This window comes from Pseudolabrys taiwanensis (genome assembly GCF_003367395.1).
GTDB classification, from domain to species: domain Bacteria; phylum Pseudomonadota; class Alphaproteobacteria; order Rhizobiales; family Xanthobacteraceae; genus Pseudolabrys; species Pseudolabrys taiwanensis.
On record NZ_CP031417.1, the window covers coordinates 3798528 to 3818469 of the forward strand.

18 protein-coding genes and 1 pseudogene are annotated in these 19942 nt (G+C 61.0%); 8 read left to right on the forward strand and 11 right to left on the reverse strand.

The genetic code is table 11. The features are described 5' to 3' along the window. Positions 1 to 24 precede the first annotated feature (24 nt). Positions 25 to 225, forward strand: a complete 201-nt coding sequence (locus DW352_RS26890) for a hypothetical protein (protein WP_162827033.1) — start codon at positions 25 to 27, stop codon at positions 223 to 225. Positions 226 to 529: 304 nt separating this feature from the next. Here DW352_RS26890 and DW352_RS18055 read toward each other — a convergent pair whose 3' ends face one another. Next, complete coding sequence (locus DW352_RS18055; protein WP_115692637.1) at positions 530 to 955, reverse strand: hypothetical protein; 426 nt, start codon at positions 953 to 955, stop codon at positions 530 to 532. A 259-nt stretch (positions 956 to 1214) separates the two neighbouring features. Here DW352_RS18055 and DW352_RS18060 point away from each other — a divergent pair, with 259 nt between their 5' ends. The 3 genes from DW352_RS18060 to DW352_RS18070 are packed head-to-tail and all read left to right on the forward strand — an operon-like array spanning position 1215 to position 6028. Beyond that, positions 1215 to 2669: an efflux transporter outer membrane subunit gene (locus tag DW352_RS18060; protein WP_425374617.1), complete on the forward strand. Its 1455-nt coding sequence runs from the start codon at positions 1215 to 1217 to the stop codon at positions 2667 to 2669. A 48-nt stretch (positions 2670 to 2717) separates the two neighbouring features. After that, complete coding sequence (locus DW352_RS18065) at positions 2718 to 4049, forward strand: efflux RND transporter periplasmic adaptor subunit (protein WP_425374664.1); 1332 nt, start codon at positions 2718 to 2720, stop codon at positions 4047 to 4049. Between the two features lie 2 nt (positions 4050 to 4051). After that, positions 4052 to 6028 (forward strand): MacB family efflux pump subunit, encoded by a 1977-nt coding sequence (locus DW352_RS18070; RefSeq protein ID WP_115692640.1) that lies wholly within the window; start codon positions 4052 to 4054, stop codon positions 6026 to 6028. Between the two features lie 27 nt (positions 6029 to 6055). Here DW352_RS18070 and DW352_RS18075 read toward each other — a convergent pair whose 3' ends face one another. Next, positions 6056 to 6742: a TetR/AcrR family transcriptional regulator gene (locus tag DW352_RS18075; RefSeq protein ID WP_115692641.1), complete on the reverse strand. Its 687-nt coding sequence runs from the start codon at positions 6740 to 6742 to the stop codon at positions 6056 to 6058. 89 nt (positions 6743 to 6831) lie between these two features. Here DW352_RS18075 and DW352_RS18080 point away from each other — a divergent pair, with 89 nt between their 5' ends. Together DW352_RS18080 and DW352_RS18085 are read left to right on the forward strand one after the other, a co-directional pair. Then, positions 6832 to 8085 (forward strand): efflux RND transporter periplasmic adaptor subunit, encoded by a 1254-nt coding sequence (locus DW352_RS18080; RefSeq protein ID WP_115694479.1) that lies wholly within the window; start codon positions 6832 to 6834, stop codon positions 8083 to 8085. 3 nt (positions 8086 to 8088) lie between these two features. Continuing rightward, a complete protein-coding gene (locus DW352_RS18085) occupies positions 8089 to 11238 on the forward strand; it encodes an efflux RND transporter permease subunit (RefSeq protein ID WP_115692642.1) in 3150 nt (1049 codons plus the stop codon). 2 nt (positions 11239 to 11240) lie between these two features. Here DW352_RS18085 and DW352_RS18090 read toward each other — a convergent pair whose 3' ends face one another. Beyond that, positions 11241 to 11438, reverse strand: a complete 198-nt coding sequence (locus tag DW352_RS18090) for a hypothetical protein (protein WP_162827034.1) — start codon at positions 11436 to 11438, stop codon at positions 11241 to 11243. A 547-nt stretch (positions 11439 to 11985) separates the two neighbouring features. Between DW352_RS18090 and bamA the strand changes: the two genes are divergently transcribed. Next, on the forward strand, positions 11986 to 14433 hold the full coding sequence (bamA, locus tag DW352_RS18095) for an outer membrane protein assembly factor BamA (protein ID WP_115692644.1): 2448 nt from the start codon (positions 11986 to 11988) through the stop codon (positions 14431 to 14433). A gap of 304 nt (positions 14434 to 14737) precedes the next feature. Here the strand turns inward: bamA and DW352_RS27370 are convergent. The 4 genes and pseudogenes from DW352_RS27370 to DW352_RS18115 all read right to left on the reverse strand — a co-directional run. Next, a pseudogene (locus DW352_RS27370) lies at positions 14738 to 14963 on the reverse strand (SOS response-associated peptidase); the annotation flags it as partial. Between the two features lie 235 nt (positions 14964 to 15198). Further along, positions 15199 to 15600, reverse strand: a complete 402-nt coding sequence (locus DW352_RS18105; RefSeq protein ID WP_115692645.1) for a hypothetical protein — start codon at positions 15598 to 15600, stop codon at positions 15199 to 15201. A gap of 65 nt (positions 15601 to 15665) precedes the next feature. Beyond that, positions 15666 to 16115 carry a superinfection immunity protein gene (locus tag DW352_RS18110; protein ID WP_162827035.1) on the reverse strand — a complete coding sequence of 150 codons (450 nt, stop codon included), beginning with the start codon at positions 16113 to 16115 and terminating at the stop codon, positions 15666 to 15668. After that, positions 16070 to 16642: a DUF4339 domain-containing protein gene (locus tag DW352_RS18115; RefSeq protein ID WP_115692647.1), complete on the reverse strand. Its 573-nt coding sequence runs from the start codon at positions 16640 to 16642 to the stop codon at positions 16070 to 16072. The genes DW352_RS18110 and DW352_RS18115 overlap by 46 nt, the downstream gene beginning before the upstream one ends. 214 nt (positions 16643 to 16856) lie before the next feature. On the opposite strand from DW352_RS18115, the gene DW352_RS18120 reads away from it, so the two are divergent. Next, on the forward strand, positions 16857 to 17039 hold the full coding sequence (locus DW352_RS18120) for a helix-turn-helix domain-containing protein (RefSeq protein WP_245434165.1): 183 nt from the start codon (positions 16857 to 16859) through the stop codon (positions 17037 to 17039). Between the two features lie 350 nt (positions 17040 to 17389). On the opposite strand, the gene DW352_RS18125 is transcribed toward DW352_RS18120, so the two are convergent. The 4 genes from DW352_RS18125 to DW352_RS18140 all read right to left on the reverse strand — a co-directional run bounded on the left by DW352_RS18125 (position 17390) and on the right by DW352_RS18140 (position 19172). Next, positions 17390 to 17689: a metallophosphoesterase gene (locus tag DW352_RS18125; protein WP_115692649.1), complete on the reverse strand. Its 300-nt coding sequence runs from the start codon at positions 17687 to 17689 to the stop codon at positions 17390 to 17392. A 17-nt stretch (positions 17690 to 17706) separates the two neighbouring features. After that, complete coding sequence (locus DW352_RS18130) at positions 17707 to 17910, reverse strand: hypothetical protein (protein ID WP_115692650.1); 204 nt, start codon at positions 17908 to 17910, stop codon at positions 17707 to 17709. Positions 17911 to 17960: 50 nt separating this feature from the next. Next, positions 17961 to 18143 carry a hypothetical protein gene (locus DW352_RS18135; RefSeq protein WP_115692651.1) on the reverse strand — a complete coding sequence of 61 codons (183 nt, stop codon included), beginning with the start codon at positions 18141 to 18143 and terminating at the stop codon, positions 17961 to 17963. Positions 18144 to 18212: 69 nt separating this feature from the next. Further along, the gene (locus tag DW352_RS18140) at positions 18213 to 19172 is read right to left on the reverse strand and encodes a PGN_0703 family putative restriction endonuclease (protein WP_115692652.1); all 960 of its coding nucleotides are present in this window, start codon (positions 19170 to 19172) and stop codon (positions 18213 to 18215) included. Between the last annotated feature and the right edge of the window lie 770 nt (positions 19173 to 19942).

Sequence of the window (19942 nt, forward strand, 5' to 3'; positions counted from 1 at the left end):
GCTCCCGCGGACGTGGGCCTAAACTTGGAGATATTCGACTGCGGCAAGTTCGCCTTCGACGAACACCGCCGCAGTAAGCGCGCGACCGAAGACGGCGCCAGTGTCGAGGTTGATCCGGTTCAGGCGAATGTCGGGCTGGCCGGAGCGGATTGGAGTATGGCCGTGCACAATGAGACGGTCATGGTTTGCGGCGGAAGACAGAAACGGCTCACGACTCCGCAGTAGATCGTCGCGGTTTTGTCGATCGAGCGGCCCGCTTTGTCGGAAGCCCGCGTGCGCGAAGTCTTCGAATTTGAGGGGCAGGGGTTCGAACGGCGCGGCCGCGTGATGTTTTGTGCCTATGCGCTGCGATTGACTAGCATGCGAACCGACTAATTTTGTAAGGCGGCCAAAATAAGTCGTCGGATCGACGATAGAAACCTATTTTTACATTTCTTAACCCAAAGCCTTGGGTCCGAATCGTACTGTTGCACCAAGTTGTCCGGAGGGCGCGCACTTTGGAGCGTTCGAGGAGGTCCCCTGAGTTAGATCAATCGACTGGGAAGCGGTGGGAAAGGATATGGAGAATGAGACCCTCAATGATGAGAATTGCCATCATTTGCGATCCAACAGATTCAAGACTCGGGTGGTAGTCAATGTCGCGTGTCTTGATGTGTGTTTGCGTCAGTCTAGGATGCGCTGTTGACGCGCTTTGTAGCCTTAAGTTGGGCTCGAGAGCCTGCCTTCCCTCCGCGTATTCAATGCCGACAATCGAGCAGTCAACGAAGAGCGTCCCTGCGCCGTTGACTAAGAGAGGTTTGTTCTCGTCCTGCAAAGACATGTGGGCGTCTAACGGCATCTTTGCGAAATCGTTAGTGCGCGACAGCGAAGGCGAGGCCTCTATCGCCAAGTCGCAGCACGCCTTGCCGGCAGTGTTCTTGTGCGCGGCGCGAATCCGCTGATCGTTGAGGCCCAAGAAGTTGTCAAATCGCTCGCCGGAGATTTCGGCCAGTTGCTGGTCATGACTATGCCCTTCGGAAGGGTCTCAGGTTCGCCAAGATCGTGATCGGGACGCGCAGGAAACCTGCCACTTGCGAAGCGTTCGGCTCAGCACCTGGGTTGGTCGCAACTGCATTGGGCGCAGTGGCCGTAGAAGAATGCGCCCGTCCATGGCCAACAGCTGAATAACTCGATAGGCGACAATGAAAGTCGTTCTGAAAAGAACCCGCGTTTTCATGCTGCTTGCTTTTGCCTTATTGCCGGCCGGCTGCGCCGTAGGGCCCGACTACCGGAGCCCGTCGCTCGACTTGCCCACACGCTGGAGCGGCGACAAGAACAAGCGAGAGCCGCAGCCGCCCGTGCTGGCGCAGTGGTGGCGGCGGCTCAACGATCCGTTGCTGAACCAACTGATCGACGAAGCCGTGCAGGGCAATTTGGACGTTGCGGCCGCGAAGGCGCGCATCCGCGAGGCGCGTGCCTCGCGGCGGCAGGCCATCGGTGCGCTGTTTCCTTCGATTGAGGGCTCGGGCTCGGCCACCCGCAGCCGCACGGCTACCACCACCACGGACGACATTACGACGCCGCCGAGTACGGGCAATCAATTTCAGGCGGGCTTCGATGCAAGCTGGGAGCTCGACCTGTTCGGCGCCAACCGCCGCGCGGTCGAAGCGGCGACATATAACGTCGATGCGTCCGAGGATGACCTGCGCTCGACCCTGCTGACCCTGATCGGCGACGTCGCGTCGTATTACGTCGACGCCCGCGGCTATCAGGCCCGCGCCGCGTTGGCGCGCCGAACCGCCATCTCGCAGCGGGAAACCGCCGCTCTGACTCAGAATAAGTTCAACGCGGGCTCGGCGTCTGCCGTCGATACCGCCAAGGCGCTGGCACAGGCTGCGAGCACCGAGGCCAACGTCCCGACCAACGAGGCATCCTACAGGGAGTCTCTCCATCGGCTTGGCGTGCTGCTGGGGCGCGATCCGACAGCGCTGGCGTCGCGGCTTGCGCGCGTGACGCCAATTCCGGCGCCGCGCTTGCCGTTGCCGAGGGGCATCCCCGCGGATGTGCTGACGATGCGGCCGGACGTGCGTAAGGCCGAACGGCAGCTTGCGCAATACACCGCCAAGATCGGCCAGGCCGAGGCCGCGCTCTATCCGGATGTCAGTCTCAGCGGGTCGGTCTCGACCACGGCGCTCAAGCTCGGTGATCTCGGCAAGAACTCGACCATCGGGTGGTCGTTTGGTCCGACGGTCAGCGTTCCGATTTTCAACGGTGGCAAGCTGCGCGCCGCCGTCGAAGTCGCAGAGGCGCAGCGCGATGAATATCACGTCGCCTGGCGTAGCGCCGTCCTGACGGCGCTGGAGGATGTCGAGAACGCCACGGTCTCGCTTGCGCAGGAGCGCATCAAGATCCGCAGCCTGACCGAATCGGCTCAGCGCTATGGCGAGGCCGCGCGGCTGTCGCATACGCTCTATGAAAACGGATCGAGCAGCTTCCTCGATGTGCTCGATGCCGAACGCTCGCAGTTCTCCGCCGAGGACACGTTGCTGCAGAGCCGGGTCAACATCGCCAAGGACTATGTCGCGCTGGCGAAGGCTCTTGGTGGCGGTTGGGACGGCGCAATCGATGCCGGCAAGCCGGAAGTGGTCGATACCGACACCGGTCCGCATCTTCCCGGAGCGCTCCGATGAGCTTCGATCGGACGATCTATCCTTGAGGCGCTAGCGCTGGCCATGCAGATGATCAACGATGTCGCCAAGGCAAAAGCCGATCGTGCCGCCGCCGTCGATTTTCCCCCACGGCCGGCAAACGACCCGCCGCCAGTTGTGCCAGCGCCGCGCCGCAAGTCGCCGATACGGCGGCGCGTGTTGCTCGCGGCCGCTGTGCTGGCGGTGGTCGCGATCGGATGGGGCATAAAGGCGGCCTTGTCGCCCAGTCCGACCGCCAATCTGATGACGGCGCCGGTCACTGTCGGCGATATCGAGCAGACCGTTCTTGCGACGGGCACTCTGAAGCCGGTCAAGCTCGTGGCTGTCGGGGCGCAGGTCTCCGGCCGGGTCGTGTCGCTGAAGGTCGCGCTCGGCCAAAAGGTCAAGGTCGGGGATTTGATCGCGGAGATCGACTCCGTGACGCAGCAAAACACGCTGCGCACCAACGAGGCTGCGCTGCAGAACACCCGCGCCCAGCGTGCGGAGAAGGAAGCGCTCCTCACGCTCTACGAAGCCAATCTCGCGCGCCAGCAAATGACGTTGGCGCAAAAGGCGTCGTCACGCGCCGACTACGACACCGCGGAAGCCAACGTCAAGACCACGCGGGCACAGATTGCCCAGCTCGATGCCCAGATCATCGAGGCCGAGGTCGCGATCGAGACGGCGCGCGTCAATCTCGGTTACACCCACATCACCGCGCCCATCGACGGCACCGTGCTCTCGATTGTCACCCAGGAAGGCCAGACAGTGAACGCCGTGCAGTCGGCACCGACCATCGTCGTGCTCGGCCAGGTCGACACCATGACCGTTCGCGCCGAGATATCCGAGGCCGACGTCGTGCGGGTGAGGCTCGGCCAGAAGGTCTATTTCACCATTCTCGGTGATCCGGGACACCGCTATCACGCGAGCCTCGAATTCATCGAACCGGCGCCGGAATCGGTCAAGACCGACAGCAGTTTCACGTCCACCACCACGTCCTCGTCGAGCAGCAGCTCCTCTTCCTCCTCTTCATCATCCACGTCGTCGGCGATCTACTATAACGGCATCTTCAATGTGCCGAATCCCGACGGCGATCTGCGCACCTACATGACCGCGGAGGTCCATATCGTGCTTGGCGAGGTGCACAATGTGCTGACCGTTCCTGCGGCTGCGCTGGGCGAAGCCGGAGCAGGCGATATCTACAAGGTGAGGGTGGTCGAGTCATCCGGGTCCGTCGCCACGCGCGCCGTGAAAGTCGGCCTCAATAATAAGATCACGGCCGAGATTTGCGATGGTCTTAAAGCCGGCGAGCAGGTGGTGATCGGCACTGCGGCTACCGACACCACGTCGAAGAAAACGGCCGGCCCGCCGCCAGGGATGTAAGTATGGGCGAGCCTCTGATCGTTCTCGACAAGGTCAGCCGCGTCTATACCTCGGGCGAATCCACCGTCGTCGCGCTTGATCGTATCGATATCCGCATCGACGCCGGCGAGATGGTCGCGATCGTGGGTGCATCAGGCTCGGGTAAGTCGACGCTGATGAACATCCTCGGCTGCCTCGATCGTTCGACCTCCGGTCATTACCGCATCGCCGGCCGCGATGTCGCCTCCCTCGATGGGGACGAACTCGCCGCGCTGCGGCGAGAGCACTTCGGTTTCATCTTCCAGCGTTATCATCTGCTCGGCGAGCTCACCGCGATCGGCAATGTAGAGATGCCGGCGGTCTATGCCGGGCTGTCGTCCGCCGATCGCCACGACCGTGCGGCGGGCTTGCTTCATCGTCTCGGCATGGACAAGCGTCAGGCGCATACGCCGGGGCAGCTCTCAGGCGGTCAGCAGCAGCGTGTGTCCATCGCGCGTGCCCTGATCAACGGCGCCGACGTGATCCTGGCCGACGAACCGACCGGTGCACTCGACAGCCGCAGCGGCGAAGAGGTGTTGCGCATTTTGGACGAGATCCACGCCGAAGGCCGCACGGTGATCATCGTCACGCATGACATGGCGGTGGCCCGGCGCGCGCGGCGGATCATCGAGTTGCGCGACGGCGCGGTCGTCTCGGATCGTCCTAATGCCGACGATGACGCCGCCGTTGCTAAGATGCGTGCGGCCGGTGTCCAAGGCGCCGGAATTGGTGTGCCGCGGGCACCACGTTGGCGCGCAGGATTGAGCCGTTTTTGGGAAGCGCTGCGCATGGCGCTGTCGTCGATGAATGCCCATCGCCTGCGCGCGCTCCTGACCATGCTCGGCATCATCATCGGTGTCGCCTCGGTGGTCTGCGTCGTCGCACTGGGGTCGGGCTCGCAGGAGCGGGTACTGGCCAATATCAACAGCCTCGGCACCAATACGCTCGAGATCTTTCCGGGCAAGGATTTTGGCGATACACGCTCGGCCAAGATCAAGACCCTCGTGGTGGCGGATGCGCGGGCGCTGGCGCAACAGCCTTATGTGGCCGCTGTGGCGCCGACAGTGTCGACCTCCAGCACGCTTCGGTTCGGCGCGATCGAGGCCAGTGCGCAGATCAGCGGTGTCGGCGAACAGTACTTTCAGGTCAAGGGCACCCAACTTGCCGAGGGCGGCTTCCTCGATGCGGACAGCGTGCGCAGCTATGCCCAGGATGCGGTGATCGATGACAACGCGCGCAAGGCGCTGTTTCCCGACGGCACGACAAGCCCTGTAGGCCAGGTCATCCTCGTCGGTCGAGTGCCGTGCCGCGTTGTTGGTGTCACCCGTCAGCAGCAGAGCGGCTTCGGTTCCAGCGCCAATCCGACAGTGTATCTGCCCTACACCACGGTACAGGCGCGCTTCCTCGGTGATCGGTCGCTCCGCAGCGTCAGCGTCCGCGTCAACGATACGACATCGACGGATGCGGCCGAGCAGGCGGTCACGCGTCTGCTGACCGAGCGCCACAACGCCAAGGACTTCTTCATTCTCAACACCGACGACATTCGACGCACCATCCAGAGCACCACCCAGATTCTGACGTTGCTGGTCGCAGCCATCGCCGTGATCTCCCTGATCGTCGGCGGCATCGGGGTGATGAACATCATGTTGGTGTCCGTCTCCGAACGCATCAGTGAGATCGGTGTGCGCATGGCGGTTGGCGCCCGCCAGACCGATATCCTGCAGCAGTTCTTGATCGAGGCCGTGCTGGTGTGCCTGATCGGCGGCACGCTCGGGATCGGCCTCGCTGTTGGTTTCGGCGCGGTGTTCAACGTCTTCGACGTGGGCTTTAGGCTCATCTATTCGACGACGTCGGTTGTGGTCGCCATCGTGTCTTCGACGATAATCGGTGTCGCATTCGGCTATATGCCGGCGCGCAATGCATCGAAGCTCGATCCTGTCGTGGCGTTATCGCGGGAGTAGACGGCAACGTAAAGGTATTCACGAGGCCTAGATCATGGTCCTGTGCGGAGCGACTCCGTGGAGGAATATCGAAACGCAACGTCGGATGTGCGTTTGCAGCTCTTTGGGCGTCGGCATGGTAAGTCCTAGGCCGGGCCTGAAGATCCGGCTGAACACCATATCCATGAGAATGGACGCGGCACTGTCGACGTCGTCAATGGCAATGCGTCCGCGCTTCTGCTCGCCGGCGAGCCATGCCGCCAATTCGGCCTGTGACGCGTCGACGCCGTGCCGTCGCACGATCCGCTGAAGTTCAGGGAACTTCGGTGCTTCCGCCATGATCGCAAGAATGACGGCGATCCGCTCCTGATTGGTCTGAGCGCTGATATCGATCTTGAAGATGGTCTCGAGCGCGACATTGAGCGGCAGCGCATCGTAGTCGCCCGGGAGTGCAAGCACGCTCTGCCGATGTGCGTCAATGACGGCAGCTAACACTGCGGCTTTGTTTGGGAATAGGCGATACAGCGTCTGCTTCGAGATTCGGCATAGTGCGGCAACGTCATCTGTCGTGGTCCGTCCGTATCCCTTTTCCACGAGCAGGCGGCCCGCACATGCAATGATGTTTGCGCGTTGCGTGTCGTCCGGCATCACCTTTGGTCGTCCGCGCCGGCGATGCGCGGATTGTGGCTTTTTCGCAGCTTTCACGATGTCGGGGCTTGTACGGGATTTCGGCATTTAAATTCGGATACCGTTCTTAAGTTGACTCTTCGCGCCAGTGATAATAATAGTACCAAACAGTACTGTAAATGCGGATGCATTCGTCGATGCATGAAAGCAAATTCTTTTCCGCCAGGGCGCGCGGCCGCGCCGTGGCGCTCGTGTTCGTTTTGTCGCTTGCCGCCTGCGGTCAGGAGAGCGCGCAAAAGACCAGTGTCTTGCCGCGCCCGGACGTGAGTGTCGTTACGCTGCATCCGCAATCCGTGGTGATCACGACCGAGTTGCCGGGCCGCACGACAGCATCGCTGACGGCGGAAGTGCGCCCACAGGTCGGCGGCATCATTCAATCGCGCCTGTTTCAGGAGGGTGGCGAAGTCAAAGTCGGCGATGTCCTCTATCAGATCGATCCGGCTCCCTATCAAGCATCTCTAGACAGCGCATTGGCGTCCTTGCGGAAGGCGGAAGCGTCTGTGCCGAGCGCGCAGGCCAAGGTCGATCGTTATCAATCCTTGGCCAAACAGAGCGCCGTCAGCAAGCAGGACCTCGATGACGCCTTGGCAACGTTGGCACAAGCGCAAGCGGACGTCGCGTCGGGCAAGGCGAGCGTCGAAACCGCCCGTATCAATCTCGAATACACGAAGATCACGGCGCCGATCGGCGGTCGGATCGACAAATCGTCGCTCACGCCGGGCGCGTTGGTGACCGCAAGCCAAACTACAATTCTCACCACCATCCGCACCATCGACCCGATCAACGTCGACGTGACGGAGTCCAGCACCAACCTGCTCAACTGGCGCAAGGCCATCGGCGAGGGGCGGCTGAAATTCGCGGGACCCGACATAAGCGTGAAGTTGCTGCTCGAAAACGGCACGACCTACGCGCACCTCGGCAAGTTCGCTTTCGTCGAGTCGAACGTCAGCGAGACCACAGGCACGTTCGCCTTGCGCGCGACCTTCCCCAATCCGGACCGGCTGCTGCTGCCCGGCATGTATGTGCGTGCAATTATCGAACAGGGCGTGGCCGAGAACAGCTATGTCGTGCCGCAGCGCGCCGTCACACGCGACACCAAGGGTGAAGCGACGGCCATGTTCGTCGGCAAGGACGGCAAAGTGGTGCAGCGGGTGCTGACGATCGACCGCAATGTCGGCAACAACTGGCTGGCGAGCGCCGGCGTCCAGGACGGCGACCGGGTGATCGTCGAAGGCGCGCAGCGCGTGCGGCCGGGTCAGGATGTCACCGGGACCGAAGTGACGATCGACGAGAACACGGGCGAGGTGCTCGAGCGCAAGCAGGGCTCGCTCGATTCTACGCAAACGGCGCAGGGTGGTGGGACGTCGGGCGCTTCCTCGGCGGGGAAGTAGCGCATGTCTCGTTTTTTCATAGACCGACCGATTTTCGCCTGGGTCATCGCCATCGTCATCATGCTCGGTGGCCTGTTGGCGTTGCAGACACTTTCGGTCTCGCAATATCCGCAGATCGCTCCGACCACGGTGCGCATCTCGGCGAACTATGCTGGCGCCGATGCGCAGACAGTCGAGAACTCGGTGACGAAGGTCATCGAGCAGGGCATGACCGGCATCGACAATCTCGACTACATCACCTCGACGTCGACCTCGACCGGGCAGTCGCAGATCACGATCACCTTCACCAATGCGGCCAATCCCGACACCGCGCAGATGCAGGTGCAGAACAAGCTGCAACTGGTGACGACGATGCTGCCGCAGACGGTGCAGAACACCGGGATCTCGGTGACCAAGTCGTCTACTGGCTTCCTGATGGTGATCGCGTTCGTGTCGACGGACGGGAAGTTGAATTCGGACGATCTCGCCGACTTCGTCAGCAGCACGCTCAACGATACGCTTCGGCGAGTCGAGGGCGTCGGCGACACGCAGCTCTTCGGCTCCGGCTACGCGATGCGGATTTGGATGGATCCGGACAAGCTCGCGAAATACGCGTTGATGCCGAGCGATGTCTCGGCCGCGATCGAGGCGCAGAACACGCAAGTGTCGGCCGGCCAGCTCGGCGGATTGCCAGCGCGGGGAGGCCAGCAGCTCAATGCCACGGTGACCGCACGCAGCCGCATGCAGACGCCGGAGCAGTTCCGCAACATCATCCTCAAGAGCACGACCGAGGGTTCGCTCGTCCGCCTGAATGACGTCGCAACCGTCGAGCTCGGTGCGGAAAGCTATGTCACCAGCGCGGGCTACAACGGCATGCCGGCCGCCGGCCTTGCCATCAACCTGGCGACCGGCGCCAACGCCATCAGCACGGCACAGGCGGTGCAGGACACGATTGGTCGGCTTTCCTCGACATTTCCGCCGGGTGTCGAGGTCGTCTACCCCTATGACACGACGCCGTTCGTCCGGCTGTCGATCGAAGAGGTGGTCAAGACGCTGATCGAGGCGATCATTCTCGTCTTCATTGTCATGCTGGTCTTCCTGCAGAACATTCGCGCCACCATCATTCCGACGCTAGCCGTCCCCGTGGTGCTGCTCGGTACATTCGGCGTGCTGGCCGTGTTCGGCTATTCGATCAACACGCTCACGATGTTCGCGATGGTTCTGGCGATCGGCCTTCTGGTCGACGACGCCATCGTCGTGGTCGAAAACGTCGAACGCGTCATGGAAGAGGAGGGGCTTTCGCCGCGCGAAGCGACGCGGAAGTCCATGGACCAGATCACGGGTGCGTTGGTCGGCATCGCCACGGTCCTGTCCGCCGTGTTCGTGCCGATGGCGTTCTTCGGCGGCTCGGTCGGTGTCATCTACCGGCAGTTCTCGGTCACGATCGTCTCCGCGATGGTCCTGTCGGTACTCGTCGCGCTGATCCTGACGCCGGCCCTGTGCGCCACCATCCTGCGGCAGCGCGACAGCCACGGCGCGCAGACCGGCTTCTCCGGCTGGTTCAACCGGATGTTCGATCGCGGCTCACGCGCCTATCGTCGCGGCACGCAGGCGATCGTCCAACGATCGATGCGTTTCCTGGTCCTCTTCCTGGTGCTGATCGGCGGCGTTGGCGTGATGTTCGTGCGCCTGCCGAGCTCGTTCCTGCCGCAGGAAGATCAGGGCATCCTGATGACCATCATCCAGCTTCCGGTCGGCGCGACCCAGGACCGGACGCTGCGCGTGCTCGACCAGGTGAAGGACTATTACCTCAAGCAGGAGAAGGACGCGGTGGAGGGCGTGTTCACGACTGCGGGCTTCAGCTTCAGCGGACAGGGGCAGAATGTCGGCATCGCCTTCGTCCGGATGAAGTCGTTCGACGAACGCAAGTCGCCGAACCTTTCGGCGCAGGCCGTGGCCGGGCGCGCCATGATGGCATTCCAGAAGATCAAGGACGGCATGGTCTTTGCGCTCGCGCCGCCGGCCATTCAGGGCATGGGCACGAGCAACGGTTTCGATTTCTATCTGCAGGACATCAACGGCGCGGGCCACGAGAGGCTGATCGAGGTCCGCAATCGCCTGCTGGCGGCCGCCGGCCAAAGCAAGCTGCTTGCCAATACGCGTCCGAACGGACAGGAAGACGAGCCGCAATACGCCATCGAGATCGACGAGGAAAAGGCCAGCGCGCTCGGCGTGTCCCTGGGTGATATCAACGCGACTTTGTCGACGGCCTGGGGCAGCAGCTACGTCAACGATTTCATCGACCGTGGCCGCGTCAAGAAAGTCTATCTGCAAGGCGACAAGAACTTCCGCATGCAGCCGGACGATCTCGGGCGTTGGTATGTGCGCAACTCATCGAATGTGATGGTGCCGTTCTCCGCCTTCGCGACAGGCCATTGGAAGTTCGGATCGCCCCGGCTCGAACGCTACAACGGCGCTTCCGCGGTCGAGATTCAGGGCGAAGCAGCCGCGGGCGTGAGCTCGGGCACGGCGATGAACGAAATCGATAACCTGATGACGCAGCTCCCGGCGGGCTACGGCCACCAGTGGACCGGTCTTTCGGCGCAGGAGCGTCTTTCGGGCAACCAGGCGTCCGCGCTGTACGCGATCTCGGTTCTCGTCGTTTTCCTGTGCCTGGCCGCGCTCTACGAGAGTTGGTCGACCCCCTTTGCCGTCTTGCTGGCGGTTCCGGTCGGCATTTTCGGCGCGCTGCTCGCGGCTTTGCTGTTCGGCCAAACCAACGACGTCTACTTCAAGGTGGGCCTGCTGACGACCATCGGCCTGGCCGCGAAGAACGCCATCCTGATCATCGAGTTCGCGATCCAGCGACATGAATCCGGTCTCGGCCTGGTGGAGGCGACGCTCGAGGCGGCCAGTCAGCGTCTGCGGCCGATCCTCATGACGTCGTTCGCCTTCATTCTCGGTGTGGCGCCGTTGGCTTTCGCGAGCGGCGCGGGCTCGGGCGCGCAGAACGCCATCGGCATCGGCGTGATGGGCGGCATGATCGCGGCGACGGTGCTGGGCATCTTCTTCATCCCGCTTCTTTTCGTGCTGGTGCGGCGTCTGTTCGCCCGCGGGCGTCAGAGCGGCGACGATGCGCAGAGCGGCGAGGTGGCCGACTCCCACGGAGCGTAAGGTTACTCGGGCTTGTCGGTCGCGTCTCTCCGCCATTTGCGGAGCACCGGCAGGTACAATGTCGCGACCGACACCGCCAGAATAATCAGCAGGACGACGACAAATTGAATGATGGTGTAGCCGAGTTCGTCTCGCGGCACGAACCAGCCTGCGACAACGCCGCCCGCCAGCAACAGGATCCGAACGAACCAGCCAATCACGACGTTTTCCTCCGTTGAGCCCACTCAGTCGGCTGAATAAATACGATCGAACATAAGTCGGTGTACAGCAGTGCGCTCGATCAAAGCGAATGCGAACGACGCAAGGTGGCAGCTACGTAATTCTGTTCTTAATTGGCTATCGCGCCGAATGGCCCATGTGCTTACATCGAAACGAACGGAAACATTCTGCAAGCATACAGACCTATTTTTGCGCCAAATACCCCATACCAAGCTCGACAGCACATTGGAACGACCTTCGTTGGTCCCTCAGGACAAGCCCAGACAAACGATCGTCGTGCGCCATCTTGTATAGTCAATTGGCGATGAGGCGTTTGGATGATGTGTTGTCTCGAACTGAATGCAGTACATTTAGGAACAACCCATCGTCGGTGTGATACAGCAAAGACTCGTGACGCCTTAGACCGACGGCGAAAATCTGGCCTCCTGCGGACGAGGCGCTGGAGATAAGGCCGAAAAATGGCCGTCCAGCTTAACTTTCAACAATCATTAGCAGACCACGTTGCGCCGGAAAGAGGCCGCGTTGCCCATGAGACTATGTATATCGCCGCTGCAGTGGTTGGCCGTTTGCCTTTTGCTTGCTGTCGGGCTCATCGGTGTTTTGCGTCCGCAAGCAGCCGTCGCACAGACGATCAAATCTATCATCGTGCAAGGCAACCGCCGGGTCGAGGCCGACACCGTACGCTCCTACTTCCATCCCGGCGCGGGCGGCCGTCTTGGCCCCGTCGAGATCGACGAAGGTCTCAAGGGGCTTTACGCCTCGGGTCTGTTTGCCGACGTGCAGGTCAACAAAGCCGGCGGCCGCCTCTTCATCACCGTAGTCGAGAACCCGGTGATCAACCGCGTCGCTTTCGAGGGCAATAAAAAAGCTAAGGACGATCAACTCAAGGCGGAAGTCCAGTCGAAGCCGCGCGGCACGTTATCGAAGCCGACCGTTCAAGCGGATGTCCAGCGCATCATCGAAATCTATCACCGCAGCGGTCGGTTCGATATATCCGTCAATCCGAAGATCATCGAGCTGCCGAACAACCGGGTCGACCTCGTGTTCGAGATCAAGGAGGGCGAGAAGACCGGCGTGAAGGAGATCCGCTTCGCCGGCAACAAGGCCTTTTCCAGCGGCCGCCTCAAGGACGTCATCAAGACGGCGGAGAGCAACTGGTTCAGCTTTATGCAGACGACGGACATCTATGATCCGGATCGCCTCGAAGCCGATCGGGACCTGCTGCGTCGATTTTACCTGAAATACGGCTATGCCGACGTTCGAATCGTATCGACTGTCGGCGAATATGATCCCGCCAAAAAGGGATTTATCATTACTTTCACTGTCGACGAAGGTGCGCAGTACAAGGTCGGTACCGTCAATATTGTTTCCAACGTGCAGGCCATTGACGCGGCATTGTTGCGCAGCCGGCTCAAGCTTTCCTCCGGCAGCGTTTATAATGCCGACCTCGTCGAGAAGAGCGTTGAGGGCATGACCATCGAGGCCGCCAAGCGGGGTTTTGCCTTCGCCAGTGTGCGGCCCCACGGGGACCGTCATGCCGAGACCAGGACCATCGATCTCGCTTTCACTGTCGAGGAGGGCGCGCGCGCCTATATCGAACGCATCAACATCCGTGGCAACACCCGCACGCGCGATTACGTCATCCGCCGTGAATTCGATATTGCCGAAGGCGACGCCTATAACCGCGCGCTGGTCGACCGCGCCGAGCGCCGGCTGAAGAATCTCGGCTACTTCAAGACGGTCAAGCTTAGCAACGAGCCCGGTTCCGGGCCGGACCGCGTGGTGATCAATGTCGACGTCGAAGAAATGGCCACCGGCGAGTTCTCGATATCGGGTGGTTATTCGACGTCCGACGGTGTCGTCGGTGAGGTCAGCGTCGCGGATCGCAACCTCATGGGTCGTGGTCAGTATGCTAAAGCGTCGGTGACATATGGCGAAAATACGCGCGGCGTCGATCTGTCCTTTATAGAGCCATATCTTCTGGGCTACAGGATGTCCGGCAGTGTCGGTCTTTACTTTAGACAGACGGAGGCGACGTCCACCGTATCCTATGGCACGAAGAGTTACGGAACGAATCTCAGTCTCGGTCTCAGTCTGACAGAAGAGATCGCCTTCCAGCCACGCTATTCGCTCTATTGGCAGGAAATCACGCTCGCAAGCGAATATAACAACTGCGTCAATTCCGCGAATGCGATCGTCAACGGCGGCACGGGCGTCAAGCCCGGTGACTCGTGCTATTCGGATGGTGAGGCGTCGATTGCCATTCGCAAGGAGCTGGCCAATGGTCCGGTGACGGTGTCATCGGTCGGCTACACGGTGTCCTACAACGCCCTCGACAACGTTAAAATGCCGACCAGCGGGCTGTATGCCGAAATCAAGCAGGACCTCGCGGGTGTCGGTGGCGATGTAAACTTTATCCGTACGCAGGCGGAAGCGCGCAACTATTACGAAGTGTTCCCGGATGTCGTCAGCGTGATGAAGGTGCAGGGCGGCACCATTGCGAGCTGGGGCGGCAAAGATCTGCGCATGCTGGATCACTTTCAGATGGGGCCAAACCTGGTGCGCGGATTTGCATCCAACGGCATCGGTCCGCGCGACGTTACGGCCGGTACCAACAACGATGCCCTTGGCGGTAGCATGTACTGGGGCGCGAGCATGGAGGCGCAGACGCCACTCCATTTCCTTCCGAAAGAGATCGGTATCAAGCTCGCGGCCTTCGCCGATGCCGGCTCCGTTTGGGGATACAAGGGGCCGACGTCTTGGAGCGTGACCGGAGAAACAGTGCAGGTCGGCCTCGACAGCCCTTCGATGATTCGGTCTTCAGTCGGCGTCGGCCTCCTCTGGGATTCGCCACTGGGGCCTTTACGCTTCGATCTTGCTTATCCGATCACCAAATACTGCGCCAAGCAGACGAACGGAGGAGAGGTGTGCGACAGTACCCAGATTTTCCGGTTTAGCGGGGGCACGAAGTTTTAGTCGCAGGCGCCAATGCCAGGCGGAGGCGGCACGGGACTTTGCGGCAAAACAAGTCTACCTCGACGTGGCGAGGCGATGGCGGGAGATGGCGCAGCAAGGCGAACTGCAGCGATGGTACCGAAGCTGGCGCGCGTAACGCCGCCCTAATTGGCGGCCTTTTCCTTTTTTCGGCACTTATTAAAGAGCCATTGGACGATGACCAAGACTAAAGAAATCAGGCCGTAGGTTTGTTCGGTTCGAACATTTAAATCGCCCCGAGCGCAGTTGCTTCGTCCAAGACCTTGCAGGTCGTGCCGATCGCGGCTCATCGATTTCCCCCGTCACCGATAACCCCGTCCTTGTTGGAGCCGATGGCGATCCTAAGCTTGCCGTCCGGTAACGGGCGTTGCAACTGCAATGCTTCCTGGCCGGGGCGGTGAGCCAATCTCTATCTCCTCCGGCTCCGTCGTCAAGAATCCGTAAAAGTCGTTCGTTGTCTCGCCTTCCGTGACCTTCCGGACTGAGGTCCAGTTGGTCCAGATCCCAGCGAAGAGGCGTGCACGAGGGGCAGCTGCAGCGCGAGTTGGAGAAAATCCCCTCTTTGAATCTCTAAAGACACGCGCCCTGGAATTCTCACAGGCCAACGCCGTAGCTCTGAGCTAGTCGCCAAATGCCGGGCACGATCTTCTTGGACGCCTCGAACTACGAGGACACTAATGAGCGCGCCAGGGTTTTGAGCAGTCGCTCTCGCGGCTTTCGTATAGATTGTAAATTTGTGCTAAGTGTTCAGAAGCCGTACATTCGCGCATAGAGGCGGCCGTCATCGGTCCGCTCGAGCTGATAGGTGATCTCATTATCCCGCTCGACTAGCTCGGAGCTAGACTTGGCGCGGGGGTCGTATGGTCCGGTCAGATGAAGTGTGGCTGCGCAGACCGCTTTGTTCTGACCTTTCTCTCTTGTGACGATGTCGACCAGTGAGAACTTGAGGGCGGGATGCGTCCAGTTGTCGGGGAGCGCCAAGATGTCGCGATAGCGCTTGCCTGCAATTTGATAGATGAGTTGGCGTGTTTCATCTGCAGAGCAATCGAGCTGATTCCCACATCCCATAAGCGGGCCTGCAATGGAGAACACCATGGCGGTTGACAGCACAGTGCGAGCGGAGCGGTTCGATACAGTAGTCTTGGTCATGGATCGTCCTGGAGGTTTGTTACGGATCGCGAGAAGAGAGCGCACCAATGGTGCGCGGGAATGGCTCAGGCGCTGATCAGCTTGGCTTTGAGGCCGTCGAATTCGGCTTGGGTAAGCGCGCCTTCGGCAAGGAGACGGTGCAGGCGTTCGAGCTCCTGGCCCGTCGATGGCGGTAGCGGCGGAGGCTCTACGAGCTGGACCTTCTTGGGGTCATTGATGAAGAGATTGAGCCCTGATTCGCCGCCGCTCGGCGCGTCTTTCGGCCGATGAACGGCGTGAAGCGCCCAGGCCAGGGCGATGCCCCAACCAATGATGGTGCCACCGAACGCGACATTGATGACGAGAATCACGTAACGGTTCGGATGCCGTCGCCGAAAGGCGACGACCGTCGGTAAGACGTAGATTACAGCGACCGCGATAAAAAACAGGCCGAGGACAATCGCGTCTGAATTGGGCATCGATCGCTCCTCTAAGCCGCGCGCAAGAGGATCGACACGACAAACGTCGCCACCCAAACGAATCCATATGTTGGCGTCTGACGTAGGCGCTGGGCGCGCACGAACAGGTAGACCGGCGCCAGGAGCACCGCGAAGAACGTGATCCAGGCTGAGTTGTATCCGGCCGCCTTGAGCTGCTGCTGGTCCAGCAGGCAGAGGATGGCATTCGCCGCAGCGGGAATGATCCAGAGCAGCGCCGACGAGAGCTGGTGATCTTCATACGGGGTGTTGAGCTGGTACCCGAGGATCATGGCCTCGATCAGGAAGTAGGCGAGCGGCGCAACGGCAAGCGCCCAAACGAAGCCATTGTTTATGTGGGTCGCGGCGACCGGCGGCGGTTCGTCGCGGAGAACCCCGCCAAGTTCGGATTTGGACAGCGGTAGCCAATCCGAAAGCCCCTTACGCCAGACGGGGGTGTCGGCGTCGATGGCCTTGTCCGCGAGCAGAGCGTGTATCTCGGCCGCGGCGACAGGCCCCTTTCGCTGGCCGGACTGAGTGTAGAACCACTCCGCCGGCGCGGATTGCTCAATGGCAGCATCTGACATCGTCGATCCCCCTGATGGCTCACATGAAAATTCAATGACAGCCCAGAAAACTTTACTGAGCTAATGACGTGGGCCGCTTAATTGGTTGGACCATAATCCATGGATTAACGCTCGGCAAACTCGCCTCAATCGCCTGATGAAGGCGGCGAAGCGCGTAGCTTGGAATCTGAGAAGGCTGAGGGTTGACCGGAAGCTCTCGCAGGAGAGCTTGGCCGTGGATTCGAACGTCGACGTTTCGTACATCTCACGCCTGGAAAGCGGAATTGAAAATCCGACCGTCGGGCTCCTTGAAAAGTTGGCCGCAGCGCTCAATGAGGACGTGTCCGCCTTCCTGCTCATTCCACCGAAAGGCGACAAAAAGCCTGCTCCCCTGAAGAGCGGCCGGCGTCCCAAATAAGCCAACGGGCTGTTACTTTACGTCTCTCGGCAGGCCAGGGCCTTAAGAGGAAGCCGAGACAATCCGAAGGATTGGCTGAGGAGTTCTCCACGGTTGCCCGTGAATCTGACCGCCGCTCATCATGGCAAGCATGACAGCGTAGGGCGGCGCGGCTTAGCCGACACCTTGCTTGCCGCGCTCATTGCTGAGCAGCTCACGAATCCACAGTACTTCGTCGCGTTTTGTTGATCGAGCGACACAGAGGGCCGAATGCCGGGTGCACGAAGAATCGCCGGCCGTCATCGTAGTGTGTCGGCGGATTATGCAGAAACGAGATGCCGCCCGGGGAGGTCCCTCGGCGAGGTGACACCTTACGAACCGAGAGCTTCCGATCCGCCATTCGCGAGCCATTGGCGCAAGCCATGCGAGGTGTCGGAGGCCCGGAGAAGCTCTTCGTGGTTGCCGGTGAGGGCGATGACATTCTCCGGGTCATGGGCCTGGAGGTCCATGACCGTTTGTACGACCGCACGGGAGTCGGGCCCTCGGTCGATGAGGTCGCCTAGGAAGATGTATTTGGTGGGGATCCCGTTCGCGTACCGGCGGCATTCGTCGAGAAGCTTTATAAGCTTATCCTGGCAGCCATGAATGTCGCCGATCGCAAACGTGAGCATCGTCAGTCCGGTGTGGCCTAGTTTTCGGTATCCTTGCGGCCCTCATTGACGAATGGCCGAAGAACGATTCTGCCGTCAAGCGGCAAGGCTTGAAGGATGACGTTCAGGCCGGCACCGTCCTGATGAAGGAAGGCGGCGCCGACGTCGATCCAGACGTCCTTTTGGCCCTCGCGCTTGATGGTCGTGTAGCACTTGAAGTCGGGCATCGTCTTGGAAGTCATCTCAGTGGGCTCCGATGAATGGTCGGGTTGGGGGGGACGACGAGGGGTGGTTAGGGTTCGACCAGCTCGATCTGGCAATCGGTCTCGCAGGCCTCACAGAAGGCATGATCGAAGACCTGGGCGAGCTCCCATTCCTGCTGTTCGTTGGACCAGCAGGCCCAGGCATCACGAAGGACATTGTCGCCGCCGCAGCCGGTGCAGCGGGCGATGAGTTTGGGTCGTGTCTGGGACATGAACGAGGGAATTGTGGGCCGATGGCGGTCGCCGGCCGAGTGACCGGCGACCTTGGGTACGGTGACTGGTCAGTCAGTGATGAGGGCGTCGACCGCAGTGAAGTCGAGGTAGCGGTCATGAAGTAGGGCCGCGATGTTGGCGGCCCCGGAGCGCCTGATCGCCTCGATGTACTGTTCGTACGAAATGGCCTCGAACGGGATGATGCCGCCGGGTAGGAGGTGGGTTCGGTAGAGGGCGATCGCCTCCTGCGCGACCCGGTTCAGCGACGGGGCGATCACCATGAACCGGCCGGTGGTGTAGAGGCCGTTCTTGACCATCGTGTAGGCGAGCAGATGCTGTCGCCAGAGCTGCTGAAGCGGCGCGGTGCGCAGCTGTGGGTGATTGGGGTCGACGAAGAGGTCGGATTCTTGTGACACTTCGTCGTAGCGTGGACGGAGCCTTGCCGGCGGCTCGTTCAACGACTCGGTATATTTGACCTCGACCGCGACGAAGCCGTGTTCGCCGGCAGTCGTGGTGACTTTGAACAGCGTGTCGAATGCGGTCCGGTCATGAGTGAAGGCCGGGTGCCGGCGCGCTGGGCTGTGCTCAAAGAGGGTGGCGTTGACCTTTTTGACGAAATCGGGTGCGAGCCGACGAAGGACGGCGGTGGCGAGGCGCGGGTCCAGTGCGAGTGGGCCGATGAGATTGAAGCACGCCGGCATCGACGAAAGCATATTGCGGTAGAGGCGCTCGGTGTCGATGAGGGCGTCATCCTCGCGCCAGGCGACCTCGCGGCGTGCGAGTTTGGCGATCTCGGGGGTGATGAAGTTGGCGTCGCCGTGCTCCGGCGCGAGGAATGAACCGAGTTCGCGGGCCTTGTCGGTGTCGGTCGCCCAGAGTCCGATGGGCCAACCTTTGGCTTCACGAAGCAGGGCTTGGCGTGTGCGGGCGGCGGCGCGGAAGCGGTCGTCGGCGGGTTCGTGGACGTGGTGAGCCCGAAGAATGGCTTCGGGGATGAACGGCACGCGGCCGAGTGCAGCGGTCGACATGAAGAGTCCCTCGTGGATGGTGGGAGGGATTCGGTCGAGGGGGACAGCAATTTACATCAAGGAAGCGGATATCCGGCCTTCACTCACGACCGGACGGCTTCGACGCGCTGTTCAAAGTGACCATGGCTGCCGGCGAATATGGCGTCGTCGCGGTCGAGGGGTAGCAGCGCGGAAGATGGCCAGCTCGGCGGAGGAAGGGCGGATACGGAAATGGATAAAGAGATAGGTATGTAAAGGGATTAATAGGTAGGTTTAGTGAGTTGCATGGGTTGGTGGGTGGGATAGGTCTGCCAGTGGGGGATGGGGGATGGGGGATATAGTGCGGCTCCCTCGCGTCGCACATTCAATATCAGATGCCCGTCAATCAGCCGGCGTGGACCGCGATCTGGCACCCCAAATGTCCTCCTTCGTGGGGTCCTCGATCGAAAAGAATTCAAGATCGCTGGCGCCGCACTCTCTGCAGACCAGCACCGGTGTCATGACGTGCCGGAAGTGCCGGTTCGGAGGGGAAGCCGCGATGAGGGAGCACTCACCGCAACGACGGCACGAATAGGCAAAGCGGAAGTTGATCTGGGTCATGCCCAGGATTCAGCTCAGCTGCCGGCTAGTTGCTGACGCGCGAAGACGAGCTATATGGCGAATTCGGTGGTGGAGACGAAGTCGCCATTTCGGCGGTTTGGCTCAACGTTCGTGGCCGTTTGCCGCGGAAATTTGGTCATAGGTTTAGCGCGAGGCGGTCCCGCACGGCCTTGCGTCTCAAGACAACAGAT

Bases quoted from the DNA above. Each gene is read 5' to 3' on its own strand.
- DW352_RS18065 (WP_425374664.1), top strand. From the start codon at position 2,718: ATGATCAACGATGTCGCCAAGGCAAAAGCCGATCGTGCCGCCGCCGTC.
- bamA (WP_115692644.1), top strand. From the start codon at position 11,986: ATGAGACTATGTATATCGCCGCTGCAGTGGTTGGCCGTTTGCCTTTTG.
- DW352_RS18075 (WP_115692641.1), bottom strand. From the start codon at position 6,742: ATGCCGAAATCCCGTACAAGCCCCGACATCGTGAAAGCTGCGAAAAAG.
- DW352_RS18105 (WP_115692645.1), bottom strand. From the start codon at position 15,600: ATGACCAAGACTACTGTATCGAACCGCTCCGCTCGCACTGTGCTGTCA.
- DW352_RS18140 (WP_115692652.1), bottom strand. From the start codon at position 19,172: ATGTCGACCGCTGCACTCGGCCGCGTGCCGTTCATCCCCGAAGCCATT.
- DW352_RS18085 (WP_115692642.1), top strand. From the start codon at position 8,089: ATGTCTCGTTTTTTCATAGACCGACCGATTTTCGCCTGGGTCATCGCC.
- DW352_RS18070 (WP_115692640.1), top strand. From the start codon at position 4,052: ATGGGCGAGCCTCTGATCGTTCTCGACAAGGTCAGCCGCGTCTATACC.
- DW352_RS18080 (WP_115694479.1), top strand. From the start codon at position 6,832: ATGCATGAAAGCAAATTCTTTTCCGCCAGGGCGCGCGGCCGCGCCGTG.
- DW352_RS18125 (WP_115692649.1), bottom strand. From the start codon at position 17,689: ATGCTCACGTTTGCGATCGGCGACATTCATGGCTGCCAGGATAAGCTT.
- DW352_RS18130 (WP_115692650.1), bottom strand. From the start codon at position 17,910: ATGACTTCCAAGACGATGCCCGACTTCAAGTGCTACACGACCATCAAG.
- DW352_RS18115 (WP_115692647.1), bottom strand. From the start codon at position 16,642: ATGTCAGATGCTGCCATTGAGCAATCCGCGCCGGCGGAGTGGTTCTAC.
- DW352_RS18135 (WP_115692651.1), bottom strand. From the start codon at position 18,143: ATGTCCCAGACACGACCCAAACTCATCGCCCGCTGCACCGGCTGCGGC.
- DW352_RS18060 (WP_425374617.1), top strand. From the start codon at position 1,215: ATGCTGCTTGCTTTTGCCTTATTGCCGGCCGGCTGCGCCGTAGGGCCC.